Origin of the sequence: Enterobacter sp. R4-368 (assembly GCF_000410515.1) — a bacterium.
In the GTDB taxonomy this organism is placed as follows: domain Bacteria; phylum Pseudomonadota; class Gammaproteobacteria; order Enterobacterales; family Enterobacteriaceae; genus Kosakonia.
Window position 1 is genome coordinate 1254024 of record NC_021500.1, and the last position, 13499, is coordinate 1267522.

A 13499-nucleotide genomic window follows, 5' to 3' on the forward strand; every position below is an offset into this window, starting at 1 on the left:
GCTTTTTATTTTCCGACGGTAAACCGGCTTACAGCAGATCGCGGAACAGCGTTTTCTTCAGCGCCAGCTCAACGCCGCGCACTTCCGCCATCCCTTTCAGTCGACCAATCGCCGAGTAACCAGGGTTGGTTTTCTTACGCAGATCGTCAAGCATTTGATGGCCATGATCCGGGCGGAACGGGATCGGGCGCAAATCACCGGCTTTCTTGCGGCGCTGCTCTTCGGTAAGAATGGCGGCAACCACCGACACCATATCCACATCACCCTGCAAATGCGCGGCCTCATGGAACGTTTTTGGGTTATCTTCGCGGCAGGTTGAACGCAGGTGCGTAAAGTGAATGCGATCGCCAAACGTCTCGATCATCCGCACTAAGTCGTTATCCGCACGCACACCGTATGAACCTGTGCACATCGTGAAACCGTTATTGATGCTGTCTACCGCTTCTTTCAGCCACTGCATATCTTCAATAGTAGAAACGATACGCGGCAGGCCGAGGATCGGGCGCGGCGGATCGTCCGGGTGAACCGCCATACGTACGCCCACTTCCTGCGCAACCGGCACGATAGCGCGCAGGAAATAGGCCATATTTTCACGCAACTGTGCTTTGTCGATGCCGTCATATTCGGCAAGGCGTGCATGGAACTGTTCCAGAGTATACCCCTCTTCAGCGCCCGGCAGACCAGCAATGATATTGCGCGTCAGCTTTTCCACTTCCGCTTCAGTCATGGCGTTGAAGTAAGCCTGCGCCTGACGCTGCTCTTCTTCGCTGTAATCAGCTTCGGCGCCTTTGCGCTTCAGAATATGCAGCTCGAACGCGGCAAAAGCAATCTGGTCAAAACGCAGCGCTTTGGAGCCATCCGGCAGTTCATATTCCAGATCGGTACGCGTCCAGTCGAGGATTGGCATAAAGTTGTAGCACACGGTATCAATACCGCAGGCTGCCAGGTTGCGGATACTCTGCTGATAGTTGGCAATCCAGGTATCGTACTGCCCGGTGTGAGTTTTAATATCCTCATGCACCGGAATACTTTCGACCACCGACCAGACCAGCCCTTTTTCTGCCAGCAGCGCCTGACGCGCTTTTATCTCGTCTACCGGCCAGACCTGGCCGTTCGGGATATGGTGCAGTGCGGTCACGACGCCCGTCGCGCCTGCCTGACGCACATCATCAAGCGACACCGGATCGTTCGGTCCATACCAACGCCAGGTTTGTTCCATTGCCTTACCCTCTACAAAGTTGTTATACCAATACACACAAACATATGACGACTACCATACATGCTTAATTGCAGCGGTCAAATCCTCCCACAGCAATGATTGATCCAGCTCACATTCTCCGGATAATTACGGCATACCAATTCTTTTTGCTGTCATATAACTTTACACTGCACATTGTTAATTATTGGTTAATCAGGTGTATATAGATGAAGACAATCGCCTCCGTAACGCTGCCCGCCAGCGTGCAGCAACCCCAGTATGACCGCACACAACTGCGCTCGCGAATTGTGCACTTTGGTTTTGGCGCATTTCATCGCGCGCATCAGGCGCTGCTGACCAACCGGGTGCTGAACGCGCAAGGTGGCGATTGGGGGATCTGTGAAATCAGCCTGTTCAGCGGCGATGTGCTCATGTCCCAGTTACGCGAGCAGGATCATTTATACACCGTGCTGGAAAAAGGGGCGGAGGGGAACCAGCCGATAATCATTGGTGCGGTGAACGAATGTCTGAACGCGAAACTTGATTCTCTGCCCGCCATCATTGAAAAATTTTGCGAACCGCAAGTGGCGATTGTTTCCCTGACGATTACCGAAAAAGGCTATTGCATCGATCCTGCCAGCGGCAAACTGGATCTGCAGCAGCCGCGCATCGCACACGATCTCCAGCATCCGGGCGAACCGCATTCAGCGCCAGGGATTCTGGTTGAAGCACTCTCCCGTCGCCGTGAACGCGGGCTGCCGCCCTTTACCGTGCTCTCCTGCGATAATATTCCCGATAATGGTCATATTGTTAAAAATGCCGTACTCGGAATGGCGCAAACCCGCTCACCGGAACTGGCGCAGTGGATAGAGGAGAATGTGAGCTTTCCGGCCACCATGGTGGATCGCATTGTTCCGGCGGCAACAGATGAATCACTGGCGGAAATTGGCGAAGCGCTGGGCATATTTGATCCGTGCGCCATCAGTTGTGAGCCGTTCATTCAGTGGGTAATTGAGGATAATTTCGTCGCCGGACGTCCCGAATGGGAAGTGGCCGGCGTACAACTGGTTCAGGATGTACAGCCGTGGGAGCAGATGAAGTTACGCATGCTCAATGGCAGCCACTCTTTTCTGGCCTATCTCGGCTACCTGGCAGGCTTCGCGCATATTAATGATTGCATGCAGGATGACGTCTTCCGCACGGCAGTGCGCCGCCTGATGCTCCAGGAACAAGCCTCGACGCTGCGCATTACCGGTGTTGATCTCCCCGCTTATGCCGATAGTCTGATCGACCGTTTTTCTAACCCGGCACTAAAGCACCGTACCTGGCAAATCGCCATGGATGGCAGCCAGAAGCTGCCGCAGCGTATGCTGGATGGTGTTCGGGTACATTTGCAACGCGAAACGCCGTGGCCGCTGTTAGCGCTGGGCATTGCGGGCTGGATGCGCTATGTCAGCGGCGTGGATGACGCCGGTAACAGCATTGATATTCGCGATCCGCTGGCGGATAAAATTCACGCGATTGTTGAAACCAGCAGCGTCGATGAACGCGTAACGGCCCTGCTGACACTGAAAGAGATTTTCGGTAGCGACCTGCCGCACAACCCGACGTTTGTTAATGCCATTAATCACGCATGGCAGATGCTCACCACCGAAGGTGCGCATGCAGCGGTGAAGCGCGCACTCGATAATTAACAATTTCTGCTACTTAAGCGGACGGTTAGTGCTTTTACGCCGTCCGCGCCCTTCTCTTTTCGCACTTTTTTCGCCAGGATCGTCAGTCACCCTTACATTTCGTTGACGCCTGGAGCACTTGTGACCAAAACCAACCTCATCACCGGCTTTCTCGGAAGCGGTAAAACCACGTCGATTTTGCATTTGCTGGCCAATAAAGACCCGCAGGAAAAATGGGCCGTGCTGGTGAATGAATTTGGTGAAGTCGGCATTGATGGCGCGCTGCTGGCTGACAGCGGTGCGCTGCTTAAAGAGATCCCGGGCGGCTGTATGTGCTGCGTGAATGGCCTGCCGATGCAGGTGGGTCTCAATACATTGCTGCGCCAGGGGAAACCTGACCGCTTGTTGATTGAACCGACAGGCCTGGGCCACCCAAAACAGATCCTCGATATGCTCACCGCACCGGTGTATGAGCCATGGATAGACCTGCGCGCAACGCTCTGCTTGCTCGATCCCCGCCAGTTACTGGATGAAAAAGCACTCACCAACGAAAACTTTCGCGACCAGTTAGCGGCGGCGGATGTCGTTGTCGCCAATAAACAGGATCGCGCCACACCGCAGAGCCAGCAGGCGCTGGAGACATGGTGGGCCGAGTTTGGTGGCGATCGCTTACAGGTAAGCGCGACCCGGGGCGCTATCGACGGCGCACTGCTTGATCTTCCTCGCCGTAACCTGCGTGAGCTGCCTTCAAGTGCCGCGCATAACCATGCTCACGACGAGAAGAAAGGTCTCGCGGCATTAAGTTTACCGGCACACCAGCGCTGGCGTCGCAGCCTTAACAGCGGCCAGGGCCATCACGCCTGCGGCTGGATTTTTGATGAAGAGACGGTATTTGACACTATCGGTTTGCTGGAGTGGGCGCGGCTTGCGCCGGTCGAGCGGGTGAAAGGGGTGATGCGCATTCCGGAAGGATTGCTGCGCGTTAACCGCCAGGGGCAGGATCTGCATATCGAAACGCAAAACGTCGCGCCGCCGGACAGCCGTATCGAGCTTATTACCGCCTCGGAGGCAGACTGGAACACACTGCAGTCCGCCTTGTTGAAGCTTCGTTTAAGTGAGTAACACTAACGTTGCCGCCGTGTTAATTGAAGACAGACTCGTTATGAAAACTCGTTTACCGTTAATTTTACTGTTGAACGCCGCAGGACTGGCGCTATTTATTTCCTGGTACTTACCCGCTAACCACGGTTTTTGGTTTCCGCTGGACGCCGCAATGTTCCATTTTTTCAACCAGGGTCTGGTGGAAAACCGCGCTTATTTGTGGCTAGTGGCGCTAACCAATAACCGCGCTTTTGACGCCTGCTCGCTGGTGGCGATGGGCTGTTTAATGCTCTCTTTCTGGGTAAAAGAGGATGCGAGTGGACGACGCCGTATCCTGATGATTGGCCTGACGATGCTGCTGATAGCCGTGGTGATCAATCAACTGGCGCAACATCTGATGCCCGTCAAACGCGCCAGCCCGTCGCTGTTCTTTACCGATATTCACCGGGTTAGCGATTTGCTCGACTTCCCCACCAAAGATGCCTCGAAAGACAGTTTCCCTGGCGATCACGGCATGATGCTACTTATTTTCGCTGGCGTAATGTGGCGATATTTTGGCCGAAAAGCGTTTGGTTTTGCCCTTATTATTTTTGTGGTTTTCGCCTTCCCGCGCGTGATGATTGGCGCACACTGGTTTACTGATATTGCAGTCGGTTCTCTCTCGGCTGTTTTTATCGGTCTGCCGTGGTGTTTGCTAACACCCCTTAGCGATAAAATTATTTCTGCCTTTGATCATTTTCTGCCCGGAAATAACAAAATTTAAACAACTTCCGATTATCAATAACGCGCATTCATCAGGGATCGTTTTCGATCCCTGATGCGTAATCCCGGCTTTTTCCTAATTTTGTCATTTTTTCGTCACGGCAATCTGCCTATAAAAGAGCAATTTGCACGTTATTTAAGCCAAATTGGTTATTTTTTATTCAATCCTGAGAATTCACTTTCTGTATCATAATTTCTTATAAAAAATTAAAGAAAACCGCTCGCCATGCCGAAGATGTTCAGGTAACCTCGGTTCGTCTTGTCGCAAAGAGTGCTCTTATTCTCATTGCGCGTAAATTTGTGCGTTCTTCCACAAAATTACGTCAGAGCATTTGTCTCGATGCATTCAGATAATTAATCTCGCTGCGTTGGCATTTTTTATAACGATATTTATCGTTAAGGACTTCAAGGGAAAATAAGCAACATGGTCAAATCTCAGCCGATTTTGAGATATATCGTGCGGGCGATACCCGCGATTGCAGTAGCGGTTCTGCTTTCAGCTTGTTCTACAAATACCGCAAAGAACGTGCATTCTGAGACGCTTGATGTGGGCGAAGACAACTCTTCACTGCAAGCCTCTCAGGATGAATTTGAAAATATGGTTCGTAATCTGGACGTAAAAGGCCGCATTATGGATCAGTATGCTGACTGGAAAGGCGTTCGCTACCGTTTGGGCGGCGACACCAAAAAAGGCATCGATTGTTCCGGTTTTGTGCAGCGCACTTTCCGTGAACAGTTTGGTTTAGAACTGCCGCGTTCCACCTGGGAACAGCAGGAAACAGGCAAGTCCATCTCGCGCACCAGTTTGCGCACAGGCGACTTAGTTCTGTTCCGCGCGGGTTCTACCGGCCGACACGTTGGCATTTATATTGGTAATAACCAGTTTGTTCATGCCTCCACCAGCAACGGTGTCATGATTTCAAGCATGGATGAGCCGTACTGGAAGAAGCGCTATAACGAAGCGCGACGCATCCTGACACGCAGCTAATCGCTTAATGCCGGTTTTCCCTTGGCTGGCGTTAAGTATAAAAAAACACTGCTCCGGCAGTGTTTTTTTATGTCTGCATTATGCTATACAAATCTTTTCAGGTTATAGTCCGACGCTATCACCACGCCGCCCCGAGCACCTACAATGGGCCCAACGCCATGTTCACCCGCCATTTTTCAGTTAATCGAAAAATTTTGCTGACCAGCCTGCTTATCGGTCTGTTCTCAGCATTAATCGCGAGTGGCTGTCAGTTTTGGTTCGAACAACAACGGCGGGAAGCCAGATACGATATGCTGCTTACGAATATGCAGTCCTGGCTTTCGGACTATCTCAACGATATCCGCGCCACGGCCGAATCGCTCCAGCCGCTCACACTGAATGATTGCCACGCCGTCGCCAGCGAACTCACTTCTCGTGCCGCATTCAGCATGAATGTGCGTGCTTTTTTACTGGTAAAAGATCGCTACGCCTTTTGCTCCTCGGCCACCGGCGAGATGAGTCTTGCGATGAAAGATCTGGTTCCGGAAATCGATCTCGATAAAACCAGCGATATGGTGTTTTTACCCGGAACACCGATGATGCCGGATAAACCCGCCATTGCGCTCTGGTTTCGCAGCCCATTACTGGATCATCGGGGCATATTCGCTACGCTGAACATCAATCTGACTCCCTACCGGCTTTACACCTCGCAGCAACCGGATTTAACCGGCATCGCCCTTGGTATTGGCGATCGGGCTGTCTCCACGTTTTCCAGCGGGCTTATTAACCTGAGCAATATGCCAGAGTCCCCTTTTCTGACTACCCAAATTGAAGATTCGCCAATCACGCTTTATCTCTACGCAGAAAAGTGGCGTCCGGAAGATATACAATTCGCCGCACTGCTGGGAGCAACCTTCGGCATGCTGGCAGCATTGCTGAGCGCTTTCATCCTTAATACGCAATTGCGCCCCGGCAGAGAAATCCTCACGGCCATTAAGCGCGACCAGTTTTATGTCGTTTATCAGCCCGTTATCGGCGCCAAAGATCTGAAAGTGACGGGTATCGAAGTGCTGATGCGCTGGCGGCATCCCACCGCAGGAGAAATATCGCCTGACGCTTTTATTCACTTTGCCGAAGCGCAGCAGCTCATTGTGCCGCTGACATTGCATCTGTTTGATCTGATAGCTCGTGATGCGCCAGTGTTACAAACGCTGCTTCCGCCGGGCGCAAAAATGGGCGTTAATATCGCGCCAGGCCATTTGCACGCCGCCAATTTCCTTGACGATATCCGCAACTTCGCCCACTCCCTGCCCCCACACCATTTCAGTATCGTGCTGGAAATTACCGAGCGGGATATGCTGCGCTATACGGAAGTGACCAAACTGTTTGATTCGCTGCGCGACGAAGGTTATGAAATCGCTATTGACGATTTCGGTACCGGGCACAGCGCACTGATTTATCTGGAACGCTTTACGCTTGATTATCTGAAAATCGACCGTGGTTTCGTTAACGCCATCGGCACAGAAACCGTGACATCGCCGGTGCTCGACGCGGTCCTTACGCTGGCGAAGCGGTTAAATATGCTTACGGTTGCCGAAGGTGTCGAAACGCCAGAACAAGCCAGGTGGCTGCGCGAACATGGCATTCATTACATGCAGGGCTATTTCTTCAGCCGCCCACTGACGCTGGAGCAATTTGTCGCGTGGCATCCGCCAGAGTTCACCACCATGCTTTAGCGTGAATAATTTCACATCAGACCAGGCCTCCCTTATTATTCAATGATAAGTAGTTAGCGAGCCTGTCGCGTTGCAGGTCAAAGGAACACACCGGATGAAGTTTGTGCGCATTTCAGCTTTATTGCTGGCTTTTGTCGGCCTGACATGTCAGGCGCAAACCATAAAAGAGAGCTACTCATTTGCCGTTATTGGCGAACCCAAATACGCGATTAATTTTTCCCATTTTGATTACGTCAATCCCGCCGCGCCTAAAGGCGGTAACGTCACGCTGTCCGTCATTGGCACGTTTGATAACTTCAACCGCTACGCATTACGCGGGAACCCAGCGGTGCGCACTGAAGCGCTCTACGACGCCCTGTTTACCACCTCGGACGATGAGCCCGGGAGCTATTACCCGCTGGTCGCGGAAATGGCGCGCTACGCCGATGATTATTCGTGGATGGAGATCAGCATCAATCCACGGGCGATATTTCATGACGGTTCACCGATCCGCGCCAGCGACGTCGCCTTTACCTTTCAGAAATTTATGACCGAAGGTGTGCCGCAGTTCCGCCTGGTCTACAAAGGCACGACCGTCAAAGCTATCTCGCCGCTTACCGTGCGTATTGTGCTGGCCAAACCGGGTAAAGAGGACATGCTCAGCCTGTTAACGCTGCCCGTTATGCCGGAGAAATTCTGGAAAGATCATAAGCTGAGCGATCCGCTCGCCCGCCCGCCGTTGGGCAGTGGCCCCTATCGCATCAGCACCTGGCGCATGGGGCAATACATTGCCTATACCCGCGTTCGCGATTACTGGGCGGCAAATTTACCGGTAAATCGGGGGCGCTGGAATTTCGACAACATTCGTTATGACTACTACCTCGATGACAATGTGGCATTCGAGGCGTTCAAAGCAGGCGCTTACGACCTGCGAAGCGAAGGCGATGCGAAAAACTGGGCGACGCGCTATATCGGCAGCAATTTCAGCCGGGGGTATATCGTTAAAGATGAGCAGCCAAATACCTCCGCGCAGGATACGCGCTGGCTGGCATTTAACACCACGCGTCCGGTATTTAGCGATCGCCGCGTGCGCGAAGCGGTGTCGCTGGCTTTTGATTTTGAATGGATGAACAAAGCGCTGTTCTACGGGGCATACAGCCGCGCCAACAGCTATTTTCAGAACACCGAATATGCTGCGCGTAATTATCCTGACGCCGAGGAACTGACGCTTCTGGCGCCGCTAAAAGCACAGGTGCCGCCGGAAGTGTTTACCTCCATTTATTCGCCCGCGAAATCAAACGCGGACGGCTATGACCGCGAAAACCTGCTGAAAGCCGATAAATTGCTCACTGAATCCGGCTGGATACTGAAAAATCAGCAGCGCGTTAATGCCAAAACCGGCCAGCCTTTAACTTTTGAACTGCTGCTGCCCTCCGGCGGCAATACGCAGTGGGTTTTGCCGTTTCAGCACAATCTCGCGCGGCTTGGCATCAATATGGATGTGCGCCAGGTCGATAACTCGCAGGCCACCAATCGTCTGCGCCGCCGCGACTATGACATGATGCCGAGTCTGTGGCGCGCGCAACCGTGGCCGAGCGGCGATTTGCAAATCTCATGGAGCTCGCAATACATTGACTCTTCGTATAATGCTGCCGGCGTCAAAAACCCGGCGGTCGATAACCTGATCGAGCAGATCAACCGCTGGCAGGGAAACAAAGAGAAGTTACTTCCGCTTGGACGCGCGCTGGATCGCGTGCTGACCTGGAACTATTACATGCTGCCAATGTGGTACATGGCAGCCGATCGCGTCGCCTATTGGGATAAGTTTTCCATGCCCGGCATTCGCCCCGTCTACTCCCTTGGGTTTGACACCTGGTGGTATGACGTAAACAAGGCGGCGAAACTGCCCGCTGCCAGACGTTAAGGAGAAGAGATGGGCGCGTATCTCATTCGCCGGTTATTGCTGATCATCCCTACGATTTGGGCAATTATCACCATCAACTTTTTTATCGTGCAGATTGCTCCCGGCGGCCCGGTCGATCAGGCTATTGCGGCTATTGAGTATGGCGACCAAAGCAACCTCCCCGGTAGCGGCGGTGGCGGAATGGGTGCCACACATGCACGCACAGGCGTCGGCGATGCGTTGAGCAATAACAGCCACTATCGCGGTGGTCGCGGCCTTGATCCGCAAGTCATTGAAGAGATCAAAAAGCGCTACGGTTTTGATAAACCGATGTACCAGCGCTATTTCAAAATGCTGTGGGATTATGCGCGTTTCGACTTTGGTGACAGCCTGTTTCGCAGCGCGTCGGTGTTGCAGCTGATTAAAGACAGCCTGCCGGTTTCGGTGACCATTGGCCTGTGGGGCACGCTAATTATCTATCTGGTGTCGATTCCCCTTGGCATTCGCAAAGCGGTCTATAACGGTAGCCACTTTGATAGCTGGAGCAGTGCGCTGATTATTGTCGGCTACGCGATTCCACCGTTTCTGTTTGCCATCTTGCTGATTATTTTCTTCGCGGGCGGCAGTTATTACGACTTCTTCCCGCTGCGCGGGCTGGTGTCGACCAATTTCGACACGTTGCCGTGGTATAAGCAAATCACCGACTACTTGTGGCACATCGCGCTACCGGTGCTGGCAACAGTGATTGGTGGTTTCGCCGCGCTGACCATGCTGACCAAAAACTCCTTCCTTGATGAGATCCGTAAGCAATATGTGGTAACCGCGCGCGCCAAAGGTGTCAGTGAGCGCAATATTATGCGCAAACATGTGTTTCGTAACGCCATGCTGCTGGTCATTGCCGGTTTTCCGGCGACATTTATAAGCATGTTTTTTACCAGTTCGTTGCTGATTGAGGTGATTTTTTCCCTGAACGGGCTGGGATTGCTAGGTTATGAAGCCACCGTCTCACGGGATTACCCGGTAATGTTTGGCACACTCTATATTTTCTCTTTGATCGGCCTGCTGCTGAATATCCTCAGTGATATCACCTATACGCTGGTGGATCCGCGCATCGATTTCGAGGGGCGCTGATGGTTCAATTAAGCTACATCAATCGGGCGCGCTGGGCGCGTTTTCGCCATAACCGCCGCGGCTACTGGTCGCTGTGGATTTTCCTGGTGATTTTTATTCTGAGTCTGTGCGCCGAACTGATGGCTAACGATAAGCCTCTGCTGGTGCGCTATCAGGGACAGTGGTTCGCGCCCGTGGTGAGAGATTACAGCGAAAGCGATTTTGGCGGCCCCCTGGCTACACCTGCTGATTATCAGGATCCGTGGCTGCAAAAGCAGCTTGAAGAGCACGGTTGGGTGCTGTGGGCACCAGTGCGTTTTGGGGCGCGCAGCATCAACTACGCCACCACGCAGCCCTTCCCTTCCCCGCCTTCGGCGCAAAACTGGCTCGGTACCGATGCGAACGGCGGAGATGTGCTGGCGCGACTCCTTTACGGCACGCGCATCTCGCTACTGTTCGGTTTAATGCTGACTCTCTTTTCCAGCGTAATCGGTATTCTGGCCGGTGCGGTACAGGGTTATTACGGCGGTAAAATCGATCTACTCGGTCAGCGCTTTATTGAAGTCTGGTCAGGATTACCGACGCTGTTTTTAATCATCTTGCTTTCAAGTGTGATCCAACCAGGCTTCTGGTGGCTTCTCGGCATCACGGTGGTGTTCGGCTGGATGACGCTGGTGAGCGTCGTGCGGGCCGAATTTCTGCGTACGCGTAATTTCGACTATATCCGCGCCGCGCAGGCCATGGGTGTGGGCGATCGCGGTATTATCCTGCGTCATATGCTGCCCAATGCAATGGTTGCCACCCTGACCTTTCTGCCGTTTATCCTTTGCGGCTCGATCGGCACGCTCACCTCGCTCGATTTCCTCGGCTTTGGTCTGCCGCTCGGTTCACCGTCGCTCGGCGAATTGCTATTGCAGGGCAAAAATAATTTACAGGCACCGTGGCTGGGTATCGCCGCGTTTGTTTCTACCGCGCTGCTGCTTTCGCTGCTGATTTTTATTGGCGAAGCCGTGCGCGACGCGTTTGACCCCAATAAGGCGGTGTAAAATGGCGACTCCCCTGCTCTCTGTCGATGCGCTGAGTATTGCCTTTCGCCAGCGTGATACGCTGCATACTGTCGTTAATGACCTCTCCTTGCGGATTGAGGCGGGCGAAACGCTGGCGCTGGTGGGCGAATCCGGTTCCGGTAAAAGCGTTAGCGCGTTATCGATCCTGCGCCTGCTTCCCTCACCGCCGGTGGTTTACCCTTCCGGCGATATCCTGTTTCATGGCGACTCGTTGTTGCATGCCAGCGAAAGAACCCTGCGCGGCGTGCGCGGCAATAAAATCGCCATGATTTTCCAGGAGCCGATGGTTTCCCTGAACCCGCTGCATACGCTGGAAAAACAGCTCTATGAAGTGCTCTCGTTGCATCGTGGTATGCGGCGTGAAGCGGCGCGGGCAGAAATGCTTGATTGCCTGGATCGCGTGGGCATCCGCAACGCCCGCGCACGATTGAGCGATTTCCCGCATCAGCTTTCCGGCGGTGAGCGCCAGCGCGTGATGATCGCAATGGCGTTGCTCACGCGTCCCGAACTGCTGATTGCCGATGAGCCGACGACCGCACTTGATGTCTCAGTGCAGGCGCAAATCCTGACGTTATTGCGCGAGCTGCGCGATGAGCTGAACATGGGGCTGCTGTTTATCACCCACGATTTAAGCATTGTGCGTAAGCTGGCGGACAATGTGGCGGTGATGCAAAACGGCCGCTGTGTCGAGCAAAACAGTGCACAGACCTTGTTCAGCGCACCGGCGCATCCTTATACGCAAAAGCTGCTCAATAGCGAGCCCAGCGGCGAGCCCGTCGCCCTTCATCCTGATGCACAGCCCTTGTTACGGGTTGAAAATCTCGCCGTTAGCTTCCCAGTCCGCAAAGGGATTTTTAAGCGCGTGGTGGATAACAACACGGTGGTGAAGGACATTAGCTTTACGTTGCGCCCCGGTGAAACGCTCGGTCTGGTGGGGGAATCCGGTTCGGGGAAAAGTACCACCGGCTTAGCGTTGCTGCGTCTGGTGGCCTCGCGCGGGACGATCCTGTTTGATAATAAACCGCTGCATCAATGGAACCGCAAGCAGATGCTGCCGGTACGCCATCGTATTCAGGTGGTCTTTCAGGATCCGAACTCGGCCCTGAATCCCAGGCTCAATGTGCAGCAAATTATCGAAGAGGGGCTGCGGGTGCATCACCCGGAGCTCTCACGTGAACAACGCGAACAACGTGTGATCGAGGTGATGCGTGAAGTCGGGCTGGATGCCGAAACGCGGCACCGCTTCCCGGGTGAGTTTTCCGGCGGACAGCGCCAGCGTATCGCTATCGCCCGTGCGCTGATCCTCAAGCCTGAGCTGATTATTCTCGATGAGCCGACATCGTCGCTGGATCGCACGGTGCAGGCGCAAATCCTCGCACTGCTGAAATCCTTACAGGAAACCTACCGGCTGGCGTACATCTTCATTAGCCACGACCTGCAGGTTGTGCGCACCTTGTGCCATCAAGTGATTGTGCTGAAAGAGGGTGAAGTGGTGGAACAAGGAGAGTGCCGACGTGTGTTTGATGCGCCTGCACAGGCGTATACACGCCAGCTTCTGGCATTAAGCTAAATCAGAAAGGATTTTGTCCTGAGAAGGGTTCCGCGATGGCAACACCGAAATTTTTCAGGCGGCACGTCGCGGCGAACTCGTCCTCGCAGTTGACGAACAGGCACGGTTCCCCTTCGCACTCAAGCACGGAGCAATTCACTTCGATATCGCTCAGCGCCTGGCTGAGCTTGTGCATGACGGGCCATGCGTTGTCGCCATCCGGACTCAACAGTTTTAAGGCGACAAGCGTGTCGTCCGCTGCCTGACCATTTTGCGGAATCGGTTCAACTTTGGCACCTGCAAAACCATCTAACCAGCGATAGGACTGGGGCAGACGGTGGATGATGGAGAGCTGTAATGTATTCACGTTCTTTCCCCGGAAGTACTTTTACTTCACAAATATTTCACACTTATATTAACACACTATTGACAATTCATCCTGTCGACCACACAG

General features: G+C 53.4%; 11 protein-coding genes. 9 read left to right on the plus strand and 2 right to left on the minus strand.

What is annotated here, in order from left to right:
- Positions 1–28: 28 nt before the first annotated feature.
- Entirely contained in the window at positions 29–1219 is a 1191-nt protein-coding gene (gene uxuA / locus H650_RS05835; RefSeq protein ID WP_020454403.1) for a mannonate dehydratase, read from the minus strand.
- A 206-nt stretch (positions 1220–1425) separates the two neighbouring features.
- On the opposite strand from uxuA, the gene H650_RS05840 reads away from it, so the two are divergent.
- The 9 genes from H650_RS05840 to yejF all read left to right on the plus strand — a co-directional run bounded on the left by H650_RS05840 (position 1426) and on the right by yejF (position 13066).
- On the plus strand, positions 1426–2892 hold the full coding sequence (locus tag H650_RS05840; RefSeq protein ID WP_020454404.1) for a mannitol dehydrogenase family protein: 1467 nt from the start codon (positions 1426–1428) through the stop codon (positions 2890–2892).
- Positions 2893–3012: 120 nt separating this feature from the next.
- Positions 3013–3993, plus strand: coding sequence for a CobW family GTP-binding protein (locus tag H650_RS05845; protein ID WP_020454405.1), 981 nt, complete (start codon positions 3013–3015; stop codon positions 3991–3993).
- Positions 3994–4033: 40 nt separating this feature from the next.
- A complete protein-coding gene (locus H650_RS05850) occupies positions 4034–4735 on the plus strand; it encodes a phosphatase PAP2 family protein (protein ID WP_020454406.1) in 702 nt (233 codons plus the stop codon).
- 423 nt (positions 4736–5158) lie between these two features.
- Positions 5159–5722: a bifunctional murein DD-endopeptidase/murein LD-carboxypeptidase gene (gene mepS / locus H650_RS05855; protein ID WP_020454407.1), complete on the plus strand. Its 564-nt coding sequence runs from the start codon at positions 5159–5161 to the stop codon at positions 5720–5722.
- A 158-nt stretch (positions 5723–5880) separates the two neighbouring features.
- Entirely contained in the window at positions 5881–7437 is a 1557-nt protein-coding gene (gene pdeN, locus H650_RS05860; RefSeq protein WP_020454408.1) for a cyclic di-3',5'-guanosine monophosphate phosphodiesterase PdeN, read from the plus strand.
- Positions 7438–7531: 94 nt separating this feature from the next.
- Positions 7532–9340, plus strand: coding sequence for an extracellular solute-binding protein (locus H650_RS05865; protein ID WP_020454409.1), 1809 nt, complete (start codon positions 7532–7534; stop codon positions 9338–9340).
- A gap of 9 nt (positions 9341–9349) precedes the next feature.
- Positions 9350–10450 (plus strand): microcin C ABC transporter permease YejB, encoded by a 1101-nt coding sequence (gene yejB, locus H650_RS05870; protein ID WP_020454410.1) that lies wholly within the window; start codon positions 9350–9352, stop codon positions 10448–10450.
- Positions 10450–11475, plus strand: a complete 1026-nt coding sequence (locus tag H650_RS05875; RefSeq protein ID WP_020454411.1) for a microcin C ABC transporter permease — start codon at positions 10450–10452, stop codon at positions 11473–11475. The genes yejB and H650_RS05875 overlap by 1 nt, the downstream gene beginning before the upstream one ends.
- A gap of 1 nt (position 11476) precedes the next feature.
- Positions 11477–13066 carry a microcin C ABC transporter ATP-binding protein YejF gene (gene yejF, locus H650_RS05880; RefSeq protein ID WP_020454412.1) on the plus strand — a complete coding sequence of 530 codons (1590 nt, stop codon included), beginning with the start codon at positions 11477–11479 and terminating at the stop codon, positions 13064–13066.
- Position 13067: 1 nt separating this feature from the next.
- Here yejF and H650_RS05885 read toward each other — a convergent pair whose 3' ends face one another.
- On the minus strand, positions 13068–13412 hold the full coding sequence (locus H650_RS05885; RefSeq protein WP_020454413.1) for a YejG family protein: 345 nt from the start codon (positions 13410–13412) through the stop codon (positions 13068–13070).
- Between the last annotated feature and the right edge of the window lie 87 nt (positions 13413–13499).

Coding starts and splice junctions, on each gene's coding strand:
- H650_RS05875 (WP_020454411.1), top strand. CDS start 10,450: ATGGTTCAATTAAGCTACATCAATCGGGCGCGCTGGGCGCGTTTTCGC.
- H650_RS05850 (WP_020454406.1), top strand. CDS start 4,034: ATGAAAACTCGTTTACCGTTAATTTTACTGTTGAACGCCGCAGGACTG.
- H650_RS05840 (WP_020454404.1), top strand. CDS start 1,426: ATGAAGACAATCGCCTCCGTAACGCTGCCCGCCAGCGTGCAGCAACCC.
- mepS (WP_020454407.1), top strand. CDS start 5,159: ATGGTCAAATCTCAGCCGATTTTGAGATATATCGTGCGGGCGATACCC.
- yejB (WP_020454410.1), top strand. CDS start 9,350: ATGGGCGCGTATCTCATTCGCCGGTTATTGCTGATCATCCCTACGATT.
- yejF (WP_020454412.1), top strand. CDS start 11,477: ATGGCGACTCCCCTGCTCTCTGTCGATGCGCTGAGTATTGCCTTTCGC.
- pdeN (WP_020454408.1), top strand. CDS start 5,881: ATGTTCACCCGCCATTTTTCAGTTAATCGAAAAATTTTGCTGACCAGC.
- uxuA (WP_020454403.1), bottom strand. CDS start 1,219: ATGGAACAAACCTGGCGTTGGTATGGACCGAACGATCCGGTGTCGCTT.
- H650_RS05865 (WP_020454409.1), top strand. CDS start 7,532: ATGAAGTTTGTGCGCATTTCAGCTTTATTGCTGGCTTTTGTCGGCCTG.